Below are 24,886 nucleotides of genomic sequence, written 5' to 3'. Positions count from 1 at the left end.
GGTCCCGAGGCACTTCTACGTCCTGTAGAACTATTTCTACACCCAATCGAATTAGTTCGACAGGGAGTAGAATCGCGAGAGAACAGGAGGTGGATGTGGCCAACCTCGGTCACCTCGAACGGGCCGTCATGCACGCGCTCTGGGAGTCCGGCACGTCGCTGTCGGCCTACGACGTCCTGCCCCGCGTCGCCGACGCCGCCTCGGGCAAGCAGCTCGCCGTCACCACCGTGCTCACCGTTCTCAGCCGGCTCGAGAAGAAGGGCTTCGTGAGCGCCGACCGCAGCGCGCGCCCGCATCGCTACACCGCCACGGCATCCCGTGCCGACCACGTCGCCGAGCTGCTGCACGAAGCCCTCGGCGAATCCGCCGACCGGCGCGCCGTACTCGAACGGTTCGTCGGCGGGGTGTCGGCCGCCGATGCCGCCGTGCTGCGCGACCTCCTCTCGAATCGCGCCGACACCGCATGAGCGGACCCGGGTTCGTCGTCGCCGCGGCACTCGGCCTCATCGCCGTCACCCTTGCCGTGCCCGTGCCGATCGCGCTCGCCCGCGCCACCTGGCCGACGCGGGCGCCCGCGCGAGCCCTCCTGCTCTGGCAGGTCATCGCGCTCGCCGGAGGGTTCTCGATGATCGGTGCCCTCCTCGCCGCCGGTCTCGCCCTGATGCCGATCGCCGTGGTGCCCGGCGGCATCGTGGTCGGAGCCGCCATCGCCCTGACCGGCTACCTCCTGGGTCACCTCGCCGCCACGGTCACCGTCGTCGTGCGATCGCGGCAGCGGCACCAGGAACTGCTCTGGCTGCTCACCTCGCCTCACCCGACGCGCGCCGAGACCCTCGTGCTCGAAGACAGCGTGCCGCTCGCCTACTGCGTGCCGCGCGGCTGGCATTCGCTCACCGTGCTCTCCCGCGGCCTGCTCGACCGGCTCAGCTCCGAAGAACTCTCCGCCGTCATCGCGCACGAACGCGCCCACCTCGACCAGCGTCACGACATCCTGCTCGTCGCCTTCCGGGCCTGGCACAGCGCGTTGCCGTGGTTCCCCATCGCCGCCCGTGCCGCCGAAGAGGTCGACGTGCTCGTCGAACTGCTCGCCGACGACAGCGCGCGCCGGGTCGTGTCGGATCGCGCCCTCGCGCACGCGATCGCCGCCGTCGCCCGGGTCGAGCCCGACGGCGCACCGCGAACGGTCCGGCATCCTGCCACCGCTCGCAGCCGCGACCGCCTGCTGCGGCTCGCCGCCTGACCGACGGGACCTTCGGCCCGGGTCAGCGTCGTCGCCCGGCGGCATCCTCGGGGCATGGAAGCCGACGAACCCGTACGTGAACTCGACGAGCAGGAGTGCTGGGACCGGGTCGCCGCCGCGCCCTTCGGCCGGCTCGCCCTGAGCGTCTTCGACGACATCGACATCGTTCCGGTCAACGCGGTGCTGTCGCGCGGCGACCTCTAGTTCCGCACGGCGCCGGGGTCGAAACTCGCCGAACTCACCGCCAATCCGCACGTCGCGTTCGAGGTCGACGGCTACGACGACGACACCGCCTTCAGCGTCGTGGTGAAGGGCACCGCGGAACGCCTGGAGCGGCAGGCCGACATCGACGCGGCCGATCAGCTTCCGCTCACCCCGTGGGTGCCGACGTTGAAGTACCGGTGGGTGCGCATCCACCCCACCTCGGTGACGGGACGCCTGTTCCGCCGCGGGCCCGAGCCGGACCGCTACTGAGCCGGACCGCTACTGACCGGGTCTGCTACTGACCGGGGGTGGTGCGCGTGGTGACGCGGTAGACCGCCGCCTGCGTGCGGGACTCGAGGCCCAGTTTCGCGAGCAGGCCCGACACGTAGTTCTTCACCGTCTTCTCGGCGAGGTCGAGTCGTTCGGCGATCTGGCGATTGGTGAGCCCGTCGGCGATGAACTCGAGCACCTGCCGCTCGCGCAGGCTGAGGCCGGGGTCGGCAGGATCAGCGGGCGTCGCGACGAGCGACTCGACGACCCGGCGCCCCGCCGAGGCCGGGAGCAACTGCTTCCCGGCGGCCACCTTGCGGATGTCCTCGAGCAGCGCCTGGCCGCGCACATCCTTCACGACGTAGCCGGCCGCACCGGCGAGCACCGCGGAACGCACCGCCTCGTCGTCGTCGTACGCGGTGAGGATCAGGCAGGCGATCTGCGGATGACGTGACCGGATCTCCCGGCACAGGTCGATGCCGTTGCCGTCGGGCAGCCGCACGTCGAGCACCGCGACATCGGGCTGCACCGCCGCGATGCGGGCGAGCGCCTGCCGCATGTCGCCGGCCTCGCCGACCACCTCGAGATCACGTTCGGCGTCGACGAGTTCGGCGATGCCGCGCCGCACGATCTCGTGATCGTCGACCAGGAACACGCGCGTCATAGGTCCTCCTGGGCGAATGGTACCGACCACTCCAGCCGGGTGCCGCGCGGGTCGCCGGGGGCGAGCGCAAACGTGCCTCCCCGGGCGGTCGCGCGCTCCGCCAGATTGCTCGTACCGCTCGACCGGGTCGGCCGCGCCGGAAGCCCGTCGCCGTCGTCCTCGACGATCACGATGAGCTGATCGCCGACGATCTCGACGCGCACCTCGCCGCGCGCCGCCCGGGCGTGACGCGCGACATTGGCGAGACCCTCCCGCACGACGGCGACGATGTCGTCGGCGAGCTCTTCGTCGACGAACAGGTCGACGGCGCCGCCGAACGCGATCCGCGGACTCCAGCCGAGCGTCGAGCCGGCCTCGCTCGCGACATCCAGCACCCGGTGCCGCAACCCGGGTCGCGCCGCCTCGGGCCGGGTCTGGAGCGTGAAGATCGCGGTGCGGATCTCGGAGATCGCGGAGTCGATCGCATCGATCTGCTGCGTGATGCGGGACGCCAGCACCGGGTCGGCGAGCGACGCCGCCGACTGCAGGGCGAGCCCCGCCCCGAACAACCGCTGGATGACGTGGTCGTGCAGGTCGCGCGCGATGCGGGTGCGCTCCTCGACCAGCTCGAGCTGCTCGCGATCGAGCCGGGCCTGCGCGAAGGCGATCGCGACGCTCGTCTGGCGGGCGAAGTCGGCGGCCATCTCCAGATCCGCCGTCGTGAACCGCTCGCTGCCGACGGGACGCGAGATGGTGAGGGCGCCGAGCGCCCGGCCCTCGACGATGAGCGGGATCGCCACGGTCGGTCCGTAGGCCCCCGTTCCCGGGATACCCTCGCGAGCCGCGAGCGCCTCGACGACGACGGGGGCGTCGCTGTCGAGCGCCTGCCGCACGAGCGAACCCGCCGACGCGACCCGGGTTCCCTCGAGCAATTCGGCACCCTCGCCACGCGCGAGTTCGATCAGCAGCTCCTCGTCGCCGACCGGCCGCACCAGGCAGGCCAGCTCGGCACCGACCGCCGTCGCGACGGTCTCGACGACCACGGCGAGCGGGTCGTCGACCTCGCCCGAGAGCAGGGTCGCGCTGATCTCGGCCAGAGCCGCGCTCCAGCGTTCCCGCCGTCGGCTCTCGGCGAACAGCCGGGCGTTGTCGATCGCGATGCCCGCCGTGGCCGCGAGCGCGGCGACCAGCTCTTCGTCTTCGGCCGAGAACGGCCCGTCGGTCTTGTCGGTGAGGTAGAGGTTGCCGAAGACCTCGCCGCGCACGACGACGGGAACGCCCAGGAACGAGTCCATCGGCGGGTGGTGGGCGGGGAACCCCGACGAGCGCTCGTCGCTTCCCAGGTGTTCGAGGCGGATCGCGGCTCCGGTGTCGATCACGGCACCGAGGATGCCGCGTCCCTCCGGCAGGTGACCGATCAGCTCGGCGACATCGCCGGGCATGCCGACGTGGATGAACTGCTCGAGGCCTCCGGTCGGAGCGATGACGCCGAGCGCTCCGTACCGGGCGCCGGAGAGCGAGACCGCGGCCTCGACGATGGTGCGCAACACCCGGTCGAGTTCGATCTGCTCGACCACGACCCGCGTCACCCGCAGCAGTTCGCGTACACGGCCCTGCGCGGCCAGCACCCGCCGCGCGTGGGTGATCAGTTCCTCAGTCGAGCGCTCGAGTTCTGACTGAGGAGTATCGGAGGCTCCCAGACCCTCACCCATTGTCCGAGTGTAGCCACCCGATGGGACCAATGTCCCTGGGCTTTCGTGCGGGCTCGGGCGATGATCGCGATGGACGAACCGGGAGGAACACATGCGCTACATCGTCGGCATCGACGGCTCGGCCCCGTCTGACGCGGCACTCGCGTGGGCGGTCACCCGCGCGGGCCGCATCGCGGCGCCGCTCGTGCTCGTGCACGTCGTCGACACCGAAGGTGGACGGATGGGCCCCGACTTCCGCGCCGAGGCGATCGAGATCGGGCGGCGGCTGCTTGAGCACACGCGCACCCGACTCGGCGCCGAGCTGCCGCTGCTCGACGTACGGGCGGAGTTGCTCGAAGGCTCGGTGCCCTGGGAGCTGACGCGTTTCGCGAATCCCGACGACGTGCTCGTCGTCGGCACCCACAAGACCGGCTTCAGCAGCGGACGGGTGCTCGGCTCACTCAGCGTGCAGATCGCCGCGGCGTGCACGTGCACGGTCGCGGTCATCCCGAGCACCGACGTGCGGTTCCGCCGCGGCGTCGTCGCGGGGATCGACCGCGAGGAGACTGCTCAGCACATCGTCGAGATCGCCGCCCGCGAGGCCGCCGACCGAGGCGAGGAGCTGACCCTGCTGCACGCCGTCCGCCCCGCCGAGGGCACGATCGTCGACGACCGGCCGCTCCAGGCCGCCCTCGCCCACGTTCACGCGATCCAGCCGGCGCTCGTCGTGCAGGCGCGACGCTCGACCCGGGCCGCCTCTGCCGCACTGCTCGACGTGGCCCGCACGAAGGCCCTGCTGGTGATCGGTCCGGGTTCGACGGGCATCGAACGCTCGCCGATCGGCAGCGTCATCCACGAGGTGCTGCTCAACGCCAACTCCCCCGTGCTCGTCGCCGGCGTTCCGGTCAGGAGCCCGGCATGACCTGGCACGACGAACACCGCCGCTCGCTCAGCCGCGGCGAACTCGCCGCCGACGTGATGCGCAACGGCATGGGGTCGTGGCGCTTCGTCGTGGCCTTCATCGCGGTGATGGCGGTCTGGGCGATCGTCAACGTCGTCACCGACGGCTGGGACCCCTACCCGTTCATCCTGCTCAACCTGTTCCTCAGCATGATCGCCGGGCTGCAGGGTTCGATCCTGCTGATCGCGGCGAAACGACAGGATGCCGTGGCTGCGGCGCTCGCCCGGCACGACTTCGAGACCGATGTCGCCGCGAAGCGCGAGATCGAGGAACTGATGGAGCTGACCCGCGTGCAGCTGGAGATCATCACCGAGCTGCGCGCCGATCGCGACGCCGCCCGGGCGGCGGCACAGACCGCCGCCGGCGACCCCGCCGCTCAGTCGTCGGCGCGATAGACGCTCCGCGCGTACTCGTGGTACGGCGCGGGCGCGACCGTGGCACGGATGCGCACCTGCCGGTGCTTCTGGTCGACCTGCGGCTTGTGCGAGATCGGGTCTTCGCCCCAGAGGACCTCGACGACCGCACCCTCGGGAACCCCGGTGTCGAGGGTGGCGAGCGACATGTAGAGCTGGTCGTAGGCGATGTAGCCGGCGTCGGTCGAGATGCCCACGAACTCGCCCCCCAACTCGACCCGGTCCATCTGGTAGAAGCCGTACCGCGCTTTCGGGAAGTCGAGGAACTTCGCCGGAATGCCGGGTTCGATCTGCGATCTCACGATCGCCGCGACATCGTCGGCGTTCCACAGCAGGGTGACCTTGCGCCGCGACGGTGACGCGGCGTGCTTCTCGAGGGCTTCGCGGCCGTGGAAGTCGTGGTCGAACTTGACCGAGCGGCCGAGCCCGAGGTCGAACGGGGTGAACTGGTAGTCGTGCACGTCGGTCGAGTACAGCGAGCCGCCGATCGACCCGGCACGGGCGGCGGGCAACCACTCGCGGTACTCGGCGAAGTCGTCATCCCAGATCGCCGGGAACGGGGTGGGCACCCATCCGGATTCCAGCGGCGACGACGAGTAGGCCTTCGCGCCGACCATCGTGATGCCGTACTCGGCACCCGCCGCCTGGAGCGCCGCGATGATCGCGGGGCCGTCGGCGTACGGGCCGTAGAACTCGAATCCGGGCTGACCGGCCATGCCGTGTCGGAGCGCCTTGACCTTCTTGCCGGCGATCTCGACATCGGCGATGTGGAAGAACTTCACCTCGGGGATGGTGCCCCAGAGCTTCTGCATCACCTTGTCGGCTTCGGGGCCCTGCAGTTCGTAGCGGTAGAAGGTGGGGTCGACGCCGCCGCGCATCGCCGAGTTGGCTTCGAGCCGGTGGTGCACGTCTTTGCCGACCGCCTGCGCCTTCTCGGCGTTGAACCGCACCCAGTCGATGAGGATGTGGTGGCCGATCAGCACCAGCCCTTCGGCGTCGTCGGAGTTGTAGAACAGGATGCCGTCACCGATCAGATAGCCGGCGTGGTTGACGGCGATCAGCTGCTTGGCGATGCCGGCGCGGAAGGTGGCGAAGGTGTTCGGCGAGATCGCCGACAGCATCGGGATGACGTCGCCGCCCCACAGGAAGAGCTGCGTCATGTGGTGCGACTGGTCCATGATCGCGACGGTCGACGACCAGGCGCGCTGCTCGTCGCGCCAGTTGGTGAACTCCGGCTTGATCGGGAAGGTGATCGACGGCCAGTCCTGGTTGCGCAGCAGCTCGACGGCGTTGCCGGTGCGGGCGATGGCCTGGGCCAAACTCTCGGATGTCATAGCTGCGGAGTGTAGGAGCCACCCAATGGAACTCGCCTCGTTGCTGCCTTTCATAGGAAGTAAGGTGTGGCCGAGCGAAGGAGCTTGGGCGATGGCGCGACAGTCGAACGGTGTCTCGGCGATCAGCCGCGTGGTGCGGGTGCTCGACACGTTCTCGTTCGAGGCCCCGTTCCTCTCTCTCAGCGAGATCTCGGAACGCGCCGGCATCCCGATGTCGTCGGCGCACCGCATCGTCAGCGAACTGGTCGAGCACGGCCTGCTCGAGCGGATGCCGGACCGCAGCTACCGCGTCGGCAACCGGCTCTGGGAGATGGGCAGCCGCACCCCCGGGGCTCTGGGGTTGCGGGAGATTGCCCTGCCCTTCCTGCATGCGATCCAGTCGCGGGTGCGGCAGCACACCCAGTTGCTGGTGCGGTCGGGGCTCGATGTGCTCGTCATCGAGCGACTCTCGTCGCGGGATGCCGTCGTCAACGCGTCGATCGTCGGCGGCCGCATCCCGCTACAGCACTCGTCGAGCGGCATCGTGCTGCTCGCCCACGCGGACGACGACTTGCTCGACCGGGTGCTCGAGCGCGGTCTCGCGCCGATCACGGCGTCGAGCCTCTCGACCCCCGAGCAACTGCGGGAGGCCGTCGCCGCGGCCCGCCGTTCCGGCTTCGCGGTCTCGGAGGGCTGGATCTTCGAGGAGTCGCGGGGCATCGCCGTGCCGATCCGAGGTTCCCAGGAGGTCGTCGTCGGCACCGTGAGCGTCGTCGTGCCCAACGACCACTCCCCCGTCGACGATCTGGTGCGGCTGCTGCGACTCGCCGCCGACGGCATCTCGGAGGCCCTGCTGCGCAGTTACCTCCCCCCGGGCCACCCGCACGCACGCGCCGGTGGGGTCTACCGCCAGCTGGTCAGCTCGTCGGACCGCTCGATGGAGTACTTCGAGCACCTGCTCGAGGACGCGCCACCTCAGGAGAGGTAGTCGGCCAGCCGCGGGTACACCGCGAGCGCATTCCCGGAGTACACGCGCTGCCGGTCGTCGGCGGAGAGCGCGGACGCTTCGAGGTACCGGCCGGTGTCGTCCCAGCCGGAGCCGGTCGTGGGGTTGTCACCGCGCACCGCCCCGAGCATCTCGGAGCCGAACAGCACGCGCTGGGTCGGCACGACGTCGAGCAGCAGGTCGATGCCGGGCTGGTGGTAGACGCAGGTGTCGAAGTAGAGGCGTTCGGTGGAGCCCTCGAAGTCCCAGCCCTCGCGCACGCTCATGCCCTGGAAACGCCCCCAGTGGAACGGGATCGCCCCGCCACCGTGCGGGATGACGAGGCGCAACGCCGGCTGATCCTTCATGAAGCCGCTGCTGAGCGCCTGCACGAAGAAGGTGGTGTCGGCGGAGAGGTAGTAGGAGCCGGTGGTCTGGAAGAACGGATTCTCGGCCTGGCTGACGTGCAACATGCCGGGAACGTCCAGCTCTTGCATCGCCTCCCAGAGCGGCCACCAGTAGCGGTCGCCGAGGTCGGGTCCGGTCCAGTAGCCGCCCGTGGGGTCGGGGTTGATGTTGACGGCGACGAATCCGAGTTCGCCGACGGTGCGCCGCAGCTCCCGCACCGAGCTGTCGATCGTGGCCCCGGGCGACTGCGGCAGCTGGGCGACCGGCACGAAGTTGCGCGGGAACAGATCGCAGACCCGCTTGATGAGGTCGTTCTGCCGGATGGTCCACTCCAGTGACGTGGTCGCGTCCCCGACGTGATGCCCCATCCAGGATGCCCGCGGCGAGAACAGCGTCACGTCGATGCCGCGCTCGCGCTGCACCCGGAGCTGACCACCCTCGATGCTCTCGCGGATCTCGTCGTCGCTCACCGGGAAGGGGCCCGGGGCAGGCGCGGGGCCGCCGCTGAGAGCCGCGACCTGGGCGTCGCGCCAGGCACCCACCCCGGGGGGCGTCGTCGTGTAGTGGCCGTGGCAGTCGATGATCACCGTCTGAATGTAGCCAAAATTGTTGACGATTTCGACGACCCCGGTCGCGTGCCCCTTCGGCATATGGTCGGAGCATGGCGAACTCACGCTCGGGCGACAGCGTGATCGCGCGTCTGGTGCGGGTGCTGGCCACCTTCGATGCCGAGCACACGGCGCAGTCGCCGAGCGAGATCGCCCGGCGCGCCGACCTTCCCACCTCGACCGCGCATCGCCTGATCACTGACCTCGTCGAGTCGGGACTGCTCGAACGCGACGAGGACGGGCGGGCCCGAGTCGGGATGCGTCTCTGGGAGTTGGCGACCCGCGGCTCGCTCGCTCTCGGTCTGCGGCAGGCCGCCCTCCCTGCGATGGAGAAGGTGCAGGCGGCGCTACGGCAGCACACCCAGCTCGGCGTCTTCGATGACGACCAGGTGCTGTTTCTGGAACGGCTGTCACACCCCGACGCCGGTGCCAACATCACCCGCATCGCCGGCCGGTTGCCGCTGCACGCGTCGTCGTCGGGACTCGTGCTGCTCGCGGCAGCCCCGCCCGAGGTGCTCGAACGGGTGCTGGCTGCCCCGCTCCAGGAACTCGCCCCCGGCACCCTCACCGACCCCGAGGCGCTGCGCCGCAAACTCGCGGAGGTGCGGCGGCTGGGCTTCGCCGCCTCTCCGGGCTCGATCGAGAGCGTCTCGACCGGGATCGCGGTACCCGTACGGGACCACGGCGCCGTCGTCGCCGCCCTCGGTGTCGTGCTGCCCCGCGACGGCGTCGACGAGCAACGTGCGGTCGCCGTGCTTCGCGCCGCGGCCCGGGAGATCGAGGAAACCCTCACGCGGTCACGCTCCGCCTTCGGTTGAGGTGTTCGCGGATCGCTCGGGACTTGGTGACGAGCAGCTCCGGGGGTCGAGGTCGATCCGGGGGCGGGTGCAGCCAGTACCGGCCCTCTCGTCGGCGGATCTGCCAGCCTTCGTTGTGCAGTTTCAGGTGGTGATGCTTGCAGAGCAGAACACCTCGCTCGAGGTCCGTTCGGCCCTTGTCTCTGACGTAATGGTCGATGTGATGTGCTTCGCACCAGGAGGGCGGCCGTTCGCAGCCGGCCCAGAGGCATCCGCCGTCGCGGATCGCGAGGGCGACACGCTGATGGCGTGAGTAGAGGCGTTGTTCGCGTCCGAGGTCGAGCACATTGCCGAGCGAGTCGATCAACGCGGTTCGGGTGCCGTTGGCGCACGCGAGGGCCCGCACGGTGCCGATCGAGATCGCCTCGTTGGATCCTTCGATCACCCCATGGCCGGTTCCGGCGATGAGGTCGGATGCCGGCACCAGAACCCGCACGGCCGGAGTCCCCTTCCCGAGCAACACACTTCCGTCGAGCCCACCGGCTTGGCGGAGCAGTTCAGTGAACGCATCCGACGCGATCTGCTCCGTCGTGCGCTCATCCCGCTCCAGCTCGGTCGCCCGACGCACAGACTCCGCATCGACGAACCTCGGCCCGCCGCGTCGCGGTGAGGTCGCCCGGTCGTAGATCTCGTCGACGACTCCGGCGGTGAGCGGGTCGTAATCCCAGATGAGGCGTTTCATCCCGTCGCGCAGATCCAGCCGCCGCAACGACCGCCGACCCCGCAACACCGCCTCCCGGGACGCGATCCCTGCCTCATCGAGTTCATCCCGCACCTCCCGCGCCCGCTTCAGCAGCCGGTCCGGGTCGAGAGTCGACGCCTCGGAACACAGCAACTCGGTCGCCTCAGCCACCAGCACCGGATCCGCCGCAGCCCCGTCCAGCCCCGCCCGGATCGCCTCGGCCGCCGGCACCGACACCGACCCGTCGACGACGGCATCCCCGAGCACCGAACCCTCGGTCTGCGCGAGCCGCCCGACGCGGAGAGCGACCACGGCATCCCGGCCCGTCACCCCGCTCACGACCTTGAGCAGCTCTTCGGGCGTGCGAGCGCCTTCCCGCCGCGCCAACCCCGCCCCACCCAACTCCGGCGACGACCGTCGCCTCAACTCCCCCGCCGCGAGCGCCAGATGCGCATCCGCCAGCGCCTTCGCCTCCCCCGCCAGCCGCAACCACTCCATCACCGACGCATCCGACGCCGCCCGGCACGACGAGACCGACCGCGGCACATCACGCAACACCGCAACGGCGGCGGCGAGAGCTGAGGTCGAGGTCATGACTGAAATCCTTCCGAAACCCATCCTTCCCGACCGAACAAACTTTCGAAAGTACAAGAAGTCGCATCACAACACCCTGTGAAGGACTCGATCCAACATCCCATTGAACGGGCAAAGCCCCCCACGCGCCGTGACCCCCAGCAACACTGTCGACAGTCCTCGAAACGATCGAAGGAGATCGCATGTCGCCTGCCGTTCGCACCCGCGTCGCCATCGTCGGCGCCGGCCCCGCCGGTCTTCTGCTGTCGCACCTGCTGCACCGAGACGGCATCGAGTCGATCGTCATCGACAACCGCTCCCGGGAAGACATCGAGAAGACGGTGCGCGCCGGCATCATCGAGAACGTCGCCGTCGACCTGCTCGTCGAGACCGGGGCCTCCGATCGGGTGCTGACCGACGGTCACCGCCACGAAGGCATCGAGCTGCAGTTCCACGGCGAGTCGCACCGCATCGACTTCCAGAAGCTCGTCGGCCGCGCCGTCTACCTCTATCCCCAGCACGAGGTGCTCATCGACCTGCTCGCCCGGCGGATCGCCGACGGCGGCGACATCCGCTTCGAGCACGAGGCCCTCGAGGTGCTCGACGGGCAGACCGAGGCTCCCCGCGTCGTCGGAAAGGATGCCGCAGGCCAGCCGTTCGAGATCGTCGCCGACGTGGTGATCGGCGCCGACGGCTCCCGCAGCGTCGCGCGCACCGCCGTCGTCGGCTCGATGACCGGCGGCTACTTCCGCGAGTACCCGTTCGCCTGGTTCGGCATCCTCTGCGAGGCCCCGCCGTCGTCGGAGGAACTCATCTACGCCAACTCCGAGAACGGTTTCGCGCTCATCAGCCAGCGTTCCGACACCGTTCAGCGCATGTACCTGCAATGCGACCCGGAGCAGGACCCGAACGAGTGGAGCGACGCCCAGATCTGGGACTCCCTCCAGTCGCGCGTCGCCGGACGCGACCTGAAGGAGGGGAACATCTTCCAGCGCGATGTGCTGCGGTTCCGCTCGTTCGTCGCGCACAAGCTGCAGAAGGGCCGCGTCTTCCTCGTCGGCGACGCTGCTCACACCGTGCCGCCCACCGGGGCGAAGGGCATGAACCTCGCCGTCAACGACGTGCGCATCCTGCATGAGGGTCTGCTCGACCTCTTCGCCGGGAAAGGCACGGCGGGAATCGACAGCTACGAGGAGCGCGCCCTGCACCGCATCTGGCGCGCTCAGCACTTCTCATGGTGGATGACGAGCATGCTGCACTCGACGCCCGAGGCGAGCGACTTCGACCGCCGCCGTCAGCTCGGCGAGCTCGAGTCGGTCGTCTCGTCGACGGCGGGCAGCACCTACCTCGCCGAGGCGTACACCGGCTGGCCCTACGCGGACTGATCCGCTCTCAGACTCGGTGCGGGTCGGCTCGGTGGCGTGCCGGCCCGCACCGTCAGCTTCGCGGCCGCGGGTACGGAGTGGGCCGCCCGCCACCAGGCGACCCGCTCCGGGTCATTCAGATCGCGCGCAGCACGATCGCGGAACCCTGGCCGCCGCCGCCGCAGATCCCGGCGGCGCCATAGGATCCCGAGCCGGCCGCGACGAGCTGGCGAGCGAGGGTGCCGACGATGCGGGCCCCCGACGCCCCGACGGGGTGACCGAGGGCGATCGCGCCCCCGTGGGCGTTGACGATGTCGCCCGAGATGCCGAGCAGTTCGACCGAGCGCACCGCGACCGCCGCGAACGCCTCGTTGATCTCGACCGCCGCGAGCTGGGCCGGCGTGACGCCCTCGAGCCGCGCGAGAGCGGCGAGGATGGCGTTGGCCGGCTGGGCGTGCAGGCGCGTGTCGGGGCCGGCGACGGCCGCATGACTCTCGATGCGGGCGAGCGGCGTGATGCCGCGCGCGGCCGCCGTCTCCTCCGACATCAGCACCAGGGCGGCGGCGCCGTCGGTGATCTGCGACGAGTTGCCCGCGGTGATCGACCCGCCCGCCGAGAACGCGCCCCGCAACTTCGCGAGCGACTCGGGCGTCGTGTCGGCGCGCACGCCGTCGTCATCCGTCACGACCGTCTCGCCCGCACGCGAGGTGAGGGTGTACGGCGCGATCTCCTCGGCGAGGAAGGCAGCGGAGGCGAGCGCTCGCTGGTGCGACCCGGCGGACCAGGCGTCCTGCGCCTCGCGCGTGACGTTGTTGTCGGCGTTGCCGGCTTCGGTCGACGCCCCCATCGAGACGTGCTCGAACGAGTCGAGCAACGCGTCGTGTTCGAGCGTGTCGATCATCTCGATCGCGCCGTACTTCACGCCGGCCCGGCCACGGAAGGCGTGCGGCGCGCGCGACATCGACTCCATGCCGGCCGCGACGACGATGCCGTGCTCGCCCGCCTCGATGTTGCGGGCGGCCGCGATGACGGCCTCCATGCCCGACAGGCACACGGCGTTGATCGTCATCGCGGGCGACGACAGCGGGATGCCCGCGCCGACCGCCGCCTGACGGATGGGGCCCTGGCCCGCGGCCGCCGGCAGCACCTGGCCGCCCCAGATGCGCTCGACCTCGGCGGCCTCGACGGATGCCCGCACGAGCGCCGCGCGGATGGCGTGCGCCGCGAGGTCGGATGCCGGGATGTCGGCGAACCGACCGGTGAAGCGGGAGAACGGGGTGCGGGCGTAGCCCGCGATGACGACAGACATCAGCGTGCCTCCAGTTCGACGGCGAACGGAGCGCCGGTCAGCGTCCGCAGCTCTTCTACATCTTCCCCCGGCGCGATCTCGCGCAACACGAGTCCGCCGTCGACGACGTCGAAGACGGCCCGGTCGCTCACGATGCGGTCGACGACGCCGACCCCGGTGAGCGGCAGGTCGCACCTCTCGACGATCTTCGGCGAGCCGTCTTTCGCGACGTGCTCGGTGACGACGATGACGTAGGGGGTGCCGGCGACGAGATCCATCGCGCCGCCCATGCCCTTCACGAGTTTGCCGGGAATGGTCCAGTTGGCGAGGTCGCCGTTGCCCGCGACCTGCAGTGCCCCGAGGATCGCGGTCGCGACGTGACCCCCGCGGATCATGCCGAACGACATCGCCGAGTCGAACACCGCGGCACCGGGCAGCAGCGTCACCGTCTGCTTGCCCGCGTTGATGAGGTCGGCATCCTCTTCGCCTTCGAACGGGAACGGACCCATGCCGAGGATGCCGTTCTCGCTCTGCAGCGTGACCGAGACGCCGGCGGGCAGGTTGTTGGCGACGAGCGTCGGGATGCCGATGCCGAGGTTGACGTAGTCGCCGTCTTTCAGGTCACGGGCCGCGATCGCGGCCATCTCGTCACGCGTCCACACGAGTGCGCACCGTCCTCTGCTCGATCTCTTTCGTCAGGTCTTCCGCGAGCACGAGGCGCTGCACGAAGATCCCGGGGGTCATGACGTCGTCGGGCTCGATCGCATCCACGATCTCCTCCGCCTCGGCGATCGTGAGCTTCCCCGCCGTCGCGACGAGCGGGTTGAAGTTGCGCGCCGTGAGCCGGTAGCGCAGGTTGCCGTACGGGTCGGCCCACCGCGCGCGCACGAGCGCGACGTCGGCGACGATCCCGCGCTCGAGAATGACCCGGCGTCCGTCGAACTCGGCTTCGGGTTTGCCCTCGGCGATCGGGGTGCCGACACCGGTCGGCGTGTAGAAGCCCGGGATGCCGGCGCCGCCCGCGCGCAGCCGCTCGGCGAGCGTGCCCTGGGGGGCGAACTCGACGTCGAGCTCCCCCGACAGGTACTGCTCGGCGAACAGCTTGTTCTCACCGACGTACGAGGCGACGACCTTCTTCACCTGCTTGTTCTCGAGCAGCAGCCCGAGGCCCTTGCCGTCGACCCCCATGTTGTTGGAGACGATCGTGAGGTTCTTCGCCCCGGTGTCGCGCAACGCGCGGATGAGGTTCGTCGGGTTGCCGCTCAGGCCGAACCCGCCGACCGCGATCGTCATGCCGTCTTCGACGACGCCGGCGAGCGCCTCCGCCGCAGACGGCCAGATCTTCTGCGCCATGCCACTCCTTCGTGTGCGTGTCCACATCGTGGTCGAAATCAGCGTATGCGGCGCTTGCGGTTCTGTCGAAAGTCGGTCGAGATGTGGCCTTTCGCCCCCTCTGCTGTCCATAATGTGGACATGACGTCGGTTCCGGGTACGCAGGTGATCGGTCGCGCCGCCGCGGTGCTGCGCGCCGTGGGCGCCGCGATGCCGCGCGGCGTGAGCGCCTCAGCGGTCGCCACCGCGACGGGTCTCACCCGACCGACCGCGCACCGGCTCCTCGCCTCGCTTGCCGCCGAAGGCTTCGTCGACCACGACGCCCTGTCGGGGCGGTGGGTTCCCGGCCCCGAGCTCTACCTGCTCGGCGCCGCCGCCGCCGAGCGCTACGACATCACAGCGCCCGCGCGACCCATCGTGCGGGCTCTCGCCGAGGCGACGGGCGAGAGCGCGTTCCTCTCCGCCCGCCGCGGCGACGAGACCGTCTGCCTGCTGCGCGAAGACGGCGCCTTCCCGATCCGCTCCCACGTGCTGCACGAGGGCATCCGCTTTCCGCTCGGCGTCGCGTCGGCGGGGCTGGCGATCCTCGCGTTCCTGCCCGATGCCGCCGTCGATCGTTACCTCTCCGCGGCCGACCTCTCGGCGTTCGGGCCGGCGCACGAACCTGCGCGCATACGAGACCGGGTGACCGCGACGCGTGCCGCCGGGTACGCGCTCAACCCCGGGCTCCTCGTCGAAGGCAGCTGGGGAATGGGCGCCGCCGTGTTCGACGGTTCCGATCAGCCCGCGTGGGCGCTCAGCCTCACCGGAATCGAAGCCCGGTTCTCGGCCGACCGCCGGCCGGAGCTCGGGCGACTGCTGCTCGAGCACGCGCACCGGTTGACGCAGCGCCTGCGCGGGCGCTGAGGTCAGTCCCGCGGCGAGCGGTCCAGCAGTGAGCCGCGCGGGAACTGCAACATCCGCCAGACCAGCGCCTCCTGCCGCGGCTGGACGGGGGGCTCCCCCGCGGCGCGGACCAGCACGCCGGTGCGCGGATCGCGCAGATCGATCTCGCTCACGTCGAGGGTCGTCGAGTAGCCGCTGTCGTGCTCCGCCCGCATCCGGCGCAGGGCGGACTCGCCGAGGACGATCCAGGCGACGAACCCCGCCAGAATGACGACGCCGGGGACGATCAGCACGACGGGATGCGGCCGCCAGCCGAACCCGAGCGCTCCGAGGGTGACCAGCAGCAACCCGACCGAAGCTGCGAACACCAGTCGAGCGCGACCCTGCCACTGGCCGGCCGTCGGGCCGGGCAACAGGGCGGGGTCGCGCTCGATCATGGTGTCAACACCCCATGTGTCAACGACCGCCGGAGCGCCGCTTGTTGAAGACGTCGAAGGCGACGGCGAGCAGCAGTACGAGGCCCTTCACGGCCTGCTGCCACTCGATGCCGATCCCCATCAGCGACATGCCGTTGTTGAGCACACCGATGATGAGACCGCCGATGATCGCGCCGCCGATCGTGCCGACGCCGCCCTGCACCGCGGCACCGCCGATGAAGGCGGCCGAGATGGCCTCGAGCTCGAAGCCGTCACCCGCCTTCGGACCGGCCAGGTTGAGGCGCGCCGTGAAGATCAGGCCGGCGAGCGCCGCGAGGGTGCCCATGTTGACGAACAGCCAGAAGTCCACTTGGCGGGTCTTGATGCCCGACAGTTCGGCGGCGTGGCGGTTGCCGCCGATCGCGTAGACGTGGCGACCGAAGACCGACCGGTTCTGGATGATGCCGTAGATGAGCACGAGCGCGGCGAGCACGATGAGCGTGATCGGCAGACCCTTCGCCTGGGCGAGCGCGAAGGTGAACGCGCCGATGCCGAAGACGGCGAGGGCCATCTTGAGCAGGAACCAGCCGAGCGGCTCGACCTCCTGGGCGTAGCTCTGGCGACCGCGCCGGGTGCGCAGCGACTGCACGACGATGCCGATGATCGCGAGCGCACCCGCCGCGAGGGTGATGAGGTCGATGTGTCCCCGAGCGCCGTACGGCACCTCGAGGAAGCTGAGGAAGCCGTTGCCGAGCGCTCGGTACTCGGCCGGGAACGATCCGATGTTCTGGTTGCCGAGGGCGACGAGCGCCAGACCTCGGAAGATGAGCATCCCGGCCAGCGTCACGATGAACGCTGGAATGCCGACGAAGGCGACCCAGAAGCCCTGCCAGGCCCCCACCACCGCCCCGACGAGCAGAGAGATGACGATCGCGGCCCACCACGGCAGGCCGAGATACAACGGCGACACCAGAACGCCCGAGATGGCGCCGATGAAGGCGGCCACCGACCCCACCGAGAGGTCGATGTGCCCGGCGACGATGATGAACACCATCCCGATCGCGAGCACGAGGATGTACCCGTTCTGCACGATGAGGTTGGAGATGTTCTGCGGCCTCAGCAGAACGCCGCTCGTCGTGATCGAGAACAGCACGACGACCGCGATGAGGGCGACGAAGATGCCGTTGCGGCCGAGGTCGGTGACGACGTGGGCCAGCGCCGACGTGAAGCGGTTCACCGGGGGCGCGTCGGTCGGGATCGACGGCGGGCGAGTGGTCGGTTCGGACATCAGCGCGGAGCCTCCATGGTCATGAGCTTGATGAGTGCTTCGGGGGTTGCCTTCTCGATCGGGAGTTCCCCGGTGATGCGGCCTTCGGACAGGGCGTAGATGCGGTCGCAGATGCCGATGAGCTCGGGCAGCTCCGACGAGATGACGATGATCGCCTTCCCCTCGGCGGCGAGCCGGTTGATGATCGTGTAGATCTCGTACTTGGCGCCGACGTCGATACCGCGGGTGGGCTCATCGAGGATGAGCACGTCGGGGGCGGAGTAGATCCACTTCGACAGCACGACCTTCTGCTGGTTGCCGCCGGAGAGCTTGCCGGTCGGCACGAGCACGTTCGGCGCCTTGATGTTCATCTCTTTGCGGTACTGGTTGGCGACCTTGAACTCTTCGCCGTCGTTGACCAGTCCGCCGCTGGAGAGCTTCTTGAGCGACGCGACCGAGATGTTGCGCTTGATGTCCTCGATGAGGTTGAGCCCGTAGTACTTACGGTCTTCGGTCGCGTAGGCGATGCCGTTGTCGATCGCCTCGGCGACGTTGCGGATGCGGATCTCTTTGCCGTTCTTGAAGATCTTGCCCGAGATGCGCGTGCCGTAGGAGCGTCCGAAGACGCTCATCGCGAACTCGGTGCGCCCTGCACCCATGAGCCCGGCGATGCCGACGATCTCGCCGGCCCGCACCGTGAGGTCGACGTTGTCGACGACGACGCGGCTGGGGTCCTGCGGGTGGTGGACCGTCCAGTCCTCGACGCGCAGCACCTCCTCACCGATGTGCGGGGTGTGGTCGGGATAGCGGTGCTCGAGGTCGCGGCCGACCATGTCCTTGATGATGCGGTCTTCGGTGACGTCCGTCTTGGCGATCGTCTCGATCGCCTTGCCATCGCGGATGACCGTGACGCGGTCGGCGACCTTCTTGATCTCGTTGAGCTTGTGGCTGATGATGATGCTCGTGATGCCCTGACCCTTGAGGTGCAGGATCAGGTCGAGCAGGTGGTCGGAGTCCTCGTCGTTGAGCGCCGCCGTGGGCTCGTCGAGGATGAGCAGTTTGACGCGCTTGCTGAGCGCCTTCGCGATCTCGACGAGCTGCTGCTTGCCGACGCCGATGTCGCGGATCTTGGTGGTCGGGTTCTCGTTGAGCCCGACGCGGGCGAGAAGCTTCTTCGCCTCCTGGTTGGCCTTGTTCCAGTCGATGAGACCGAAGCGGCCCTTCACCTCGTTGTTGAGGAAGATGTTCTCGGCGATCGAGAGGTAGGGGCTGAGCGCGAGTTCCTGGTGGATGATGACGATGCCTTCGGCCTCGCTGTCGCGCAGCGTGCGGAAGTTCATCTCGCGGCCCTCGAAGAGGATGGAGCCGTCGTACGAGCCGTGCGGGTAGACGCCCGACAGCACCTTCATGAGGGTCGACTTGCCGGCACCGTTCTCGCCGCAGATCGCGTGCACTTCGCCGGGCTCGACCTCGAGAGACACGTTCTGCAGGGCCTTGACGCCCGGGAACGTCTTGGTGATGTCCCGCATCTCGAGAAGGATGTTCGCCATCGCGATCCGACCAGCTTTCTAAGAAACGACGTTGTATTCGGGAACTCCTGGTGGGGGGAGCGTAGCTCCCCCCACCAGGAGTGGTGAAGAGAAAACGGACTTAGCCGTTGATCTCCTCGTCGGTCCAGTAGCCGCTGTCGACCAGCTGCTCCTGGATGTTGTCCGCCACGACGATGAACGGCTCGAGGAGGTACGACGGCACGACCTTCACGCCGTTGTTGTACGTCTCGGTGTCGTTGATCTCCGGCTCCTCGCCGCTCAGCGCGGCGATGGTGATCTCGGCGGCCTTGGCGGCGAGAAGGCGCGTGTCCTTGAAGATGGTCGCGTACTGCTCACCGGCGATGATCGCCTTGACGCTGTCCAACTCCGCGTCCTGACCCGAGATGATCGGGAAGTCGGCGCCGACGGTGTAGCCGGCGTCGGTCAGGGCGGAGATGATGCCACGGCTGATGCCGTCGTAGGGCGACAGCACGGCGTCGACCGTCGAGCCGTCGGAGTACTGCGACGCGAGGATGTCCTCCATGCGGCTCTGAGCGGTCTCACCGTCCCAGCGCAGCGTGGCGACCTGCTCGATGTCGGTCTGACCCGACTTCACGACGAGCGTTCCGTCTTCGATCAGCGGCTCGAGCACGCTCCACGCGCCATCGAAGAAGAAGAACGCGTTGTTGTCGTCGAGCGAGCCGGCGAACAGCTCGATGTTGAACGGTCCGGCAGGGGCGTCCGCGATCGGGGTGCCGTCGAGCTCGGTCAGGCCGAGGCCGTTGAGCACCGACCACGCCTGCTGCTGTCCGACCTTGAAGTTGTCGAACGTGGCGTAGTAGCTCACCGCTTCGGTGTCACGCAGCAGGCGGTCGTACGCGATGACGACGACATCCTGGCTGGCGGCTTCTTCGAGCACGGTGGTGAGGGTGGTGCCGTCGATCGCGGCCACGACGAGCGCGACAGCGCCCTTGGTGACCATGTTCTCGATCTGGCTGACCTGAGTCGGGATGTCGTCTTCTGCGTACTGCAGGTCGACCTCGAAGCCGGCCTCCTCGAACTGGGCCTTCAGGGCGTCGCCGTCCTGAATCCAGCGCTCCGAGGAACGGGTGGGCATGGCGATGCCGATCAGGCCGCCATCGCCTTCGCTGCCACCATCTGCGGCCGGGGCGCAGGCCACGAGGCCGAGCGCGAGGGCAGCGGAGGCGACGAGCGCGAGCACACTTCGCTTCTTCACTGTGTGATTCCTTTCTGAATGGACGCCGTTGTCGTTAGTGCAATGGCCGGCTTCGTCCATGAAAGCCGGGCCTCTCGTCCGGGCTGCTGCCCGGGGAGTCCTGTGGTCATGACAGCGCCCCGTCGGGGTGCTGTCCGTAGACGTTCTGGTAACGCGCGAACAGCGCGTCGATCGTCGCGGCCGGAAGCCGTTGCGGGTCGCCGAGCTGGCGGGCGAGGTGCACGGCGCGCGCCGCATCCTCGACCATGACGGCCGCCTTGACGGCGTCCCGCGCGTCGGAGCCGATCGTGAACGGCCCGTGGCCCTGCATCAGCACGGCGCGCGAGCGGTGCCCGGTGAGCGTGCTGACGATGCCCTCACCGATCGAGGCGTCGCCGATGACCGCGAAGGGGCCGACCGGGATGTCGCCGCCGAACTCGTCGGCGATCGCGGTGAGCACGCAGGGGATCGCTTCGCCGCGCGCCGCCCAGGCGGTGGCGTACGGCGAGTGGGTGTGCACGACCCCGCCGACCTCCGGCATGTTCCGGTAGACGTGGGCGTGGGCCGCGGTGTCGCTCGACGGGGCGCGGTCGGCGCCGGGGGTGTCGGGGATGATCGCGCCGTCGAGGTCGCAGAGGATCATGTTCGCGGGGGCGAGTTCGTCGTAGGAGACGCCGCTCGGCTTGATGACGAACAGGTCGGCACCGGGCACGCGCGCCGACACGTTGCCGCCCGTCCAGACGACGAGCCCGTAGCGCACGAGTTCGGCGTGCAGGGCGGCGACGTCTTCCCGCACGCGGGCGATGGTGACCTGGAGTTCCGGGGTGAAGTCGGTCGACGCGCCGGGGATTCCCGCACGCACCGCTTGCCGCTCACTCACGTGTGACTCCATCGTCTGTTCGAAACCGTTCTCGCCTCGGGATGTGATCGTTCATGTGACCGGTCACACGAGACGGCCCATGCTAAACACGAAACGGTCACATCCGCAAACCCGAAAGAGCACCCGTGACCGGAACGTGACCTGCGAGGCGTCAGCCCCGCATGCCGGGTGGCGGAGCCGCCGTCGACTCCCGCACGATGAGCTCGGGAACGACGAGGTCGTGATCCGGCACCGCGCCGCGCAGCTCGGCCATGAGCAGTGCGACCGCACGCCGCCCGATCTCCGAGAAGTTCTGACGCACCGTCGTGAGGGGCGGGGCGAAGTGCGCCGCCTCCGGGATGTCGTCGAAACCGACGAGGCTGATGTCCTCGGGAATCCGCAGATCCATGTCGCGGCAGGCGTGCATGAAGCCCAGCGCCATCTGGTCGTTGCTGGCGAACACCGCGGAGAAGTCGCGGAAGCGCAGCAGCTCGAGACCCGCGTAGTAGCCGAAGTGCGCGCTCCAGTCACCCAGGATCGGGGCCCGGGTGCGCAGATCGGCGGCGTCGATCTCCTCGAGGTAGCCCTGCATCCTGGCCTCGGCCTCGATCCAGTCCTGGGGGCCGGAGATGTGCAGGATCTCGGTGTGCCCGAGCTCGATGAGGTGCCGGGTGGCGAGCCGCGCGCCGAGGGTCTGGTCGGTCGACATCCCGTGTCCGTCGGCGAGATCGGCGGTCTGCAGCGTGACGTAGGGCACGTCGGGGGCGATCTCGGCGATGACCTCGAGCACCCGCTGCTGCGGGGCGATCACCACGAGCGCTTCGACCGACTGGCTCATCAGGTAGTCGAGCGCCGCGCGGATCGACGTGACGTCGGTCGACGCGATCGACGTGACGCTCGAGCGGTAGCCGGCATCCCGGGCCGCGATCTCGATCGCCGCGATGCTCGTCGCCGGGCCGTACTGGAAACTCTGCGAGGTGAGCACGCCGATCGTGCGCGAGCGGCTCGTCACGAGCGCCCGGGCCGCGGGGTTCGGGCGGTAGCCGGTCTCGGCGATCACCTCGAGCACGCGCTCCCGGGTGGAGGGCCGGATGCTGGGGTGATCGTTGAGCACCCGCGAGACCGTCTGGTACGAAACCCCCGCCAGCCGGGCGACATCGCGGATGTTCGGAGCCCGGCCACGACCCAGCTCAGGGTCGACCCGGTCGGGCGCGTGATCGTTCACATGATGATCTTCCGGCATTTTCGGCGACCGCGCCCACACCTTCTTCGGGTGGTTCGGATGACGCAGGGCCGATTCCCAGCCCGACCCCCTAGGCTGGGGACAGCGATCGGCGTTTGCCCTTGGCGTATGCACGGCCTTCACCCCTTCCGGGTGGGCCGCCGATCGGATGGATTCACAGATCTCGAACCCCGCCGTCCCGTTGGGCGCCGCATCGCTCGGGGCGATCCGATCCACCACCCCTCGCACAGACGCGAAGGTCGATCCGGCACGCCAGTTCACCGCCGTCGCCCAGGTCATCCGCGAAACCGGTCTGCTCCGTCGGGCCCGCTGGTTCTACATCACCCTGATGACCGGCCTCGGACTCGCGCTCGCCGCCGCCGGCGCCGGCTTCGTGCTGCTCGGCGACAGCTGGCTGCAGCTGCTCATCGCGGCCGCCCTCGGCATCCTCTTCACCCAGTTCGCGTTCTTCTCGCACGAGGCCGCACACCGCCAGGTGCTCGCCTCGGGCCCGGCGAACGATCGGATCGGCCGACTCGTCGGCAACCTGCTCGTCGGCATGAGCTACTCGTGGTGGATGAACAAGCACACCCGCCACCACGCCAACCCCAACCAGGTCGGCAAGGATCCCGACATCGCCGGCGACATCATCGCCTTCACCGACGACAAGGCGACGAACGCCCGCGGCCTGATGGCGATCATCAACAAGCGTCAGGGCTGGCTGTTCTTCCCGCTGCTGACGCTCGAAGGCCTCAACCTGTACGTGCAGTCGTACCAGTGGCTGCTCACCCGCCGGGGCGTCAAGGGCCGCGTCTTCGAGCTCATTCTGCTCACCATCCGCTTCGCCATCGTGTTCGGCGCCGCCTTCTGGTTTCTGCCGCTCGGCATGGCCTTCGCCTTCCTCGGCGTTCAGATCGCGGTCTTCGGGCTCTACATGGGGGCGGCGTTCGCGCCCAACCACATCGGCATGCCGATCATCGCGCGCGACGCGAAGCTCGACTTCTTCACCAAGCAGGTGCTCACCTCCCGCAACATCCGCGGCGGCTTCTTCGCCAGTGCGATCTACGGCGGGCTCAACTACCAGGTCGAGCACCACCTGTTCCCCAACATGGCCCGCGTGCACCTCGCCAAGACCCGCCGCATCGTCCGCGAGCACTGCCGCACCCTCGACATCCCCTATACCGAGACCTCGATCCCCCGCGCCTACGCGGACGTCATCGAGTACCTCACCCGGGTCGGGCGCTTCGCGCGCGACCCCTTCACCTGTCCGGTCGTCGGTCGATACCGACGCACCTGACCCGGTCAGCAGACCGGACCCTGATCACTTCGATCAGGATTTACCGCAGTAGAGAGAAGAACAACATCATGGCAACTGGAACCGTCAAATGGTTCAACGCCGACAAGGGCTTTGGCTTCATCGCCCCTGACGACGGCACTCCCGACGTGTTCGCGCACTTCAGCGCGATCGCCGGTAGCGGACGTCGCGACCTCAACGAGGGCGAGAAGGTCCAGTACGACGTCGCGCAGGGCCCCAAGGGTCCTCAGGCGTCGAACATCCAGCAGGGCTGATAGCCCCGCATACCGAACGAACCCCGTCCACGTGAAGTGGGCGGGGTTCTTCCATTCCGCGCCGGTCGTTCAGGTGCGACTGCGACGATGCACCATGCGACGCGATGTGACCGTGACCCTCGACCTGGAATCCGACGGGCCGGCCCATCTCGCCCTCGCCGTCGCCGTCGCCACCGGGTACGGCGCCACCGAACGCTTCGAGGCCACCCAGTCGGGTCGGGTGCTGCCCGTGACGGTGCTCGACGACATCCACGGCGGTCGCCTCCACGTGCTCGACGTCGGGCCGGGCCGGGTGCACGTCGAGTACTCCGCCGCCGTGGCCGGCACCGCCCCGGCCGCCGACCTCGATGCGATGCAGGAGATCCGCTACCTGCGGCCCAGCCGGTACTGCGAGTCCGACATCCTCCGCCCCATCGCCGTCGCCGAGTTCTCGGGGCTGCGCGGTGCCGAACTGCTCGCCGCCGTCGCTAGCTGGGTGGGCGTGCGGATCGCCTACGTTCCCGGCTCGAGCCTGCCGACCGACGGCGCGGTACGCACCCTGCTGTCGCGCCGCGGGGTGTGCCGCGACTTCGCCCACCTCGTCGTCGCCTTCCTGCGCGCACTCGACGTGCCGGCCCGCGTGGTCGGCGTCTACGCCCCGGGCCTGTCGCCGATGGACTTCCACGCCGTCGCCGAGGCCGCGATCGACGGGGTCTGGCACGTGGTCGACGCCACGACGCTCGCCCCACGGCAGAGCCTGGTGCGCATCGCGACCGGCCGGGATGCCGCCGACATCGCCTTCCTCTCGGCCCGCGGCGACCTGCCGGTGCGCGTCGCGGATCTGCGGGTGCTGGCCGTCGCCGACGAACTGCCGCGCGACGACACCCTGCAGCCCGTCGTGCTGCACTGAACCTGGGAGCCCGCACATGCACAGCGCCTACCGTGGAGAGATGCTGCCTCCCGTCTCGACCCGCACCTTGCTCACGGCGATCGAGACGAAGCGCCGCGAAGAGGCCGCACTGCGCTGGAACGAGGCGTTTCTCGCGGCCCGCCGCCAGGGCGGCTACGGCGGCCGCGACGCGATCACCCGCCGCTCGAGCCGAGCCTGACAC

Annotated in this window: 27 protein-coding genes and 1 pseudogene; 14 read left to right on the top strand and 14 right to left on the bottom strand. The window is 69.2% G+C overall.

Translation table 11 applies throughout. The features are described 5' to 3' along the window. Positions 1-95: 95 nt before the first annotated feature. From IE173_RS13630 to IE173_RS15635, 4 genes and pseudogenes are all read left to right on the top strand, one after another. Positions 96-467 carry a BlaI/MecI/CopY family transcriptional regulator gene (locus tag IE173_RS13630; protein ID WP_191284068.1) on the top strand — a complete coding sequence of 124 codons (372 nt, stop codon included), beginning with the start codon at positions 96-98 and terminating at the stop codon, positions 465-467. Then, positions 464-1,240 (top strand): M56 family metallopeptidase, encoded by a 777-nt coding sequence (locus IE173_RS13625; protein ID WP_191284067.1) that lies wholly within the window; start codon positions 464-466, stop codon positions 1,238-1,240. The genes IE173_RS13630 and IE173_RS13625 overlap by 4 nt, the downstream gene beginning before the upstream one ends. Positions 1,241-1,294: 54 nt before the next feature. Further along, a complete protein-coding gene (locus IE173_RS15640; RefSeq protein WP_308433105.1) occupies positions 1,295-1,444 on the top strand; it encodes a hypothetical protein in 150 nt (49 codons plus the stop codon). Positions 1,445-1,456: 12 nt separating this feature from the next. Next, positions 1,457-1,714: pseudogene (locus IE173_RS15635) on the top strand (pyridoxamine 5'-phosphate oxidase family protein); the annotation flags it as partial. 25 nt (positions 1,715-1,739) lie between these two features. Here IE173_RS15635 and IE173_RS13615 read toward each other — a convergent pair. Further along, the gene (locus IE173_RS13615; RefSeq protein WP_191284066.1) at positions 1,740-2,378 is read right to left on the bottom strand and encodes a response regulator; all 639 of its coding nucleotides are present in this window, start codon (positions 2,376-2,378) and stop codon (positions 1,740-1,742) included. Next, positions 2,375-4,069: a GAF domain-containing sensor histidine kinase gene (locus tag IE173_RS13610; protein WP_191284065.1), complete on the bottom strand. Its 1,695-nt coding sequence runs from the start codon at positions 4,067-4,069 to the stop codon at positions 2,375-2,377. The genes IE173_RS13615 and IE173_RS13610 overlap by 4 nt, the downstream gene beginning before the upstream one ends. 91 nt (positions 4,070-4,160) lie before the next feature. Here IE173_RS13610 and IE173_RS13605 point away from each other — a divergent pair, with 91 nt between their 5' ends. Together IE173_RS13605 and IE173_RS13600 are read left to right on the top strand one after the other, a co-directional pair. Further along, entirely contained in the window at positions 4,161-4,970 is an 810-nt protein-coding gene (locus tag IE173_RS13605; protein ID WP_191284064.1) for a universal stress protein, read from the top strand. Further along, a complete protein-coding gene (locus IE173_RS13600) occupies positions 4,967-5,404 on the top strand; it encodes a DUF1003 domain-containing protein (protein WP_229842117.1) in 438 nt (145 codons plus the stop codon). The genes IE173_RS13605 and IE173_RS13600 overlap by 4 nt, the downstream gene beginning before the upstream one ends. Here IE173_RS13600 and IE173_RS13595 read toward each other — a convergent pair. Further along, positions 5,386-6,756: an aminomethyl transferase family protein gene (locus tag IE173_RS13595; RefSeq protein ID WP_191284063.1), complete on the bottom strand. Its 1,371-nt coding sequence runs from the start codon at positions 6,754-6,756 to the stop codon at positions 5,386-5,388. The two genes, IE173_RS13600 and IE173_RS13595, sit on opposite strands and share 19 nt — an antisense overlap. A gap of 91 nt (positions 6,757-6,847) precedes the next feature. Here IE173_RS13595 and IE173_RS13590 point away from each other — a divergent pair, with 91 nt between their 5' ends. Then, a complete protein-coding gene (locus IE173_RS13590) occupies positions 6,848-7,723 on the top strand; it encodes an IclR family transcriptional regulator (RefSeq protein WP_191284062.1) in 876 nt (291 codons plus the stop codon). Here the strand turns inward: IE173_RS13590 and IE173_RS13585 are convergent. Beyond that, the gene (locus IE173_RS13585) at positions 7,711-8,778 is read right to left on the bottom strand and encodes an amidohydrolase family protein (RefSeq protein WP_229842116.1); all 1,068 of its coding nucleotides are present in this window, start codon (positions 8,776-8,778) and stop codon (positions 7,711-7,713) included. The genes IE173_RS13590 and IE173_RS13585 overlap by 13 nt on opposite strands. Positions 8,779-8,789: 11 nt before the next feature. Here IE173_RS13585 and IE173_RS13580 point away from each other — a divergent pair, with 11 nt between their 5' ends. Continuing rightward, a complete protein-coding gene (locus IE173_RS13580; RefSeq protein ID WP_191284061.1) occupies positions 8,790-9,554 on the top strand; it encodes an IclR family transcriptional regulator in 765 nt (254 codons plus the stop codon). Here the strand turns inward: IE173_RS13580 and IE173_RS13575 are convergent. Beyond that, positions 9,526-10,869, bottom strand: a complete 1,344-nt coding sequence (locus tag IE173_RS13575; RefSeq protein WP_191284060.1) for an HNH endonuclease signature motif containing protein — start codon at positions 10,867-10,869, stop codon at positions 9,526-9,528. The genes IE173_RS13580 and IE173_RS13575 overlap by 29 nt on opposite strands. A gap of 182 nt (positions 10,870-11,051) precedes the next feature. Between IE173_RS13575 and IE173_RS13570 the strand changes: the two genes are divergently transcribed. Next, positions 11,052-12,233 (top strand): 4-hydroxybenzoate 3-monooxygenase, encoded by a 1,182-nt coding sequence (locus IE173_RS13570; protein WP_191284059.1) that lies wholly within the window; start codon positions 11,052-11,054, stop codon positions 12,231-12,233. Positions 12,234-12,348: 115 nt separating this feature from the next. On the opposite strand, the gene IE173_RS13565 is transcribed toward IE173_RS13570, so the two are convergent. The 3 genes from IE173_RS13565 to IE173_RS13555 are packed head-to-tail and all read right to left on the bottom strand — an operon-like array spanning position 12,349 to position 14,853. Then, positions 12,349-13,521, bottom strand: coding sequence for an acetyl-CoA C-acyltransferase (locus IE173_RS13565; protein ID WP_191284058.1), 1,173 nt, complete (start codon positions 13,519-13,521; stop codon positions 12,349-12,351). Further along, positions 13,521-14,144, bottom strand: a complete 624-nt coding sequence (locus IE173_RS13560; RefSeq protein WP_191284057.1) for a 3-oxoacid CoA-transferase subunit B — start codon at positions 14,142-14,144, stop codon at positions 13,521-13,523. The genes IE173_RS13565 and IE173_RS13560 overlap by 1 nt, the downstream gene beginning before the upstream one ends. Positions 14,145-14,148: 4 nt before the next feature. After that, positions 14,149-14,853: a CoA transferase subunit A gene (locus IE173_RS13555; protein WP_191284056.1), complete on the bottom strand. Its 705-nt coding sequence runs from the start codon at positions 14,851-14,853 to the stop codon at positions 14,149-14,151. A 120-nt stretch (positions 14,854-14,973) separates the two neighbouring features. Here IE173_RS13555 and IE173_RS13550 point away from each other — a divergent pair, with 120 nt between their 5' ends. Further along, entirely contained in the window at positions 14,974-15,738 is a 765-nt protein-coding gene (locus IE173_RS13550; RefSeq protein WP_191284055.1) for an IclR family transcriptional regulator, read from the top strand. Positions 15,739-15,740: 2 nt separating this feature from the next. Here the strand turns inward: IE173_RS13550 and IE173_RS13545 are convergent, their stop codons facing one another. From IE173_RS13545 to IE173_RS13520, 6 genes are all read right to left on the bottom strand, one after another. After that, positions 15,741-16,154, bottom strand: coding sequence for a hypothetical protein (locus tag IE173_RS13545; RefSeq protein WP_191284054.1), 414 nt, complete (start codon positions 16,152-16,154; stop codon positions 15,741-15,743). Between the two features lie 19 nt (positions 16,155-16,173). Continuing rightward, positions 16,174-17,421: a multiple monosaccharide ABC transporter permease gene (gene mmsB / locus IE173_RS13540; protein WP_191284053.1), complete on the bottom strand. Its 1,248-nt coding sequence runs from the start codon at positions 17,419-17,421 to the stop codon at positions 16,174-16,176. Next, on the bottom strand, positions 17,421-18,950 hold the full coding sequence (mmsA, locus tag IE173_RS13535; protein WP_191284052.1) for a multiple monosaccharide ABC transporter ATP-binding protein: 1,530 nt from the start codon (positions 18,948-18,950) through the stop codon (positions 17,421-17,423). Before mmsA ends, mmsB begins: the two co-directional genes overlap by 1 nt. A 100-nt stretch (positions 18,951-19,050) precedes the next feature. Continuing rightward, positions 19,051-20,166 (bottom strand): multiple monosaccharide ABC transporter substrate-binding protein, encoded by a 1,116-nt coding sequence (gene chvE / locus IE173_RS13530; RefSeq protein WP_229842115.1) that lies wholly within the window; start codon positions 20,164-20,166, stop codon positions 19,051-19,053. Positions 20,167-20,272: 106 nt separating this feature from the next. Further along, positions 20,273-20,995: an L-ribulose-5-phosphate 4-epimerase gene (locus IE173_RS13525; protein WP_229842118.1), complete on the bottom strand. Its 723-nt coding sequence runs from the start codon at positions 20,993-20,995 to the stop codon at positions 20,273-20,275. A gap of 181 nt (positions 20,996-21,176) precedes the next feature. Continuing rightward, positions 21,177-22,229, bottom strand: coding sequence for a LacI family DNA-binding transcriptional regulator (locus IE173_RS13520; protein WP_229842114.1), 1,053 nt, complete (start codon positions 22,227-22,229; stop codon positions 21,177-21,179). A 166-nt stretch (positions 22,230-22,395) separates the two neighbouring features. Between IE173_RS13520 and IE173_RS13515 the strand changes: the two genes are divergently transcribed. The 4 genes from IE173_RS13515 to IE173_RS13500 all read left to right on the top strand — a co-directional run bounded on the left by IE173_RS13515 (position 22,396) and on the right by IE173_RS13500 (position 24,883). Next, positions 22,396-23,523: a fatty acid desaturase family protein gene (locus tag IE173_RS13515; RefSeq protein ID WP_191284048.1), complete on the top strand. Its 1,128-nt coding sequence runs from the start codon at positions 22,396-22,398 to the stop codon at positions 23,521-23,523. 68 nt (positions 23,524-23,591) lie between these two features. Continuing rightward, positions 23,592-23,795, top strand: a complete 204-nt coding sequence (locus IE173_RS13510; RefSeq protein ID WP_191284047.1) for a cold-shock protein — start codon at positions 23,592-23,594, stop codon at positions 23,793-23,795. 94 nt (positions 23,796-23,889) lie between these two features. Continuing rightward, positions 23,890-24,684 (top strand): transglutaminase-like domain-containing protein, encoded by a 795-nt coding sequence (locus tag IE173_RS13505; RefSeq protein ID WP_191284046.1) that lies wholly within the window; start codon positions 23,890-23,892, stop codon positions 24,682-24,684. A gap of 40 nt (positions 24,685-24,724) precedes the next feature. Then, positions 24,725-24,883, top strand: a complete 159-nt coding sequence (locus tag IE173_RS13500) for a hypothetical protein (protein WP_191284045.1) — start codon at positions 24,725-24,727, stop codon at positions 24,881-24,883. The last annotated feature ends 3 nt before the right edge of the window (positions 24,884-24,886 follow it).

Source organism: Pseudolysinimonas yzui, assembly GCF_014653215.1.
GTDB lineage: Bacteria > Actinomycetota > Actinomycetes > Actinomycetales > Microbacteriaceae > Pseudolysinimonas_A > Pseudolysinimonas_A yzui.
Note: the sequence above shows the minus strand (reverse complement) of the source record. Positions and strands in the feature narration are given on the sequence as shown.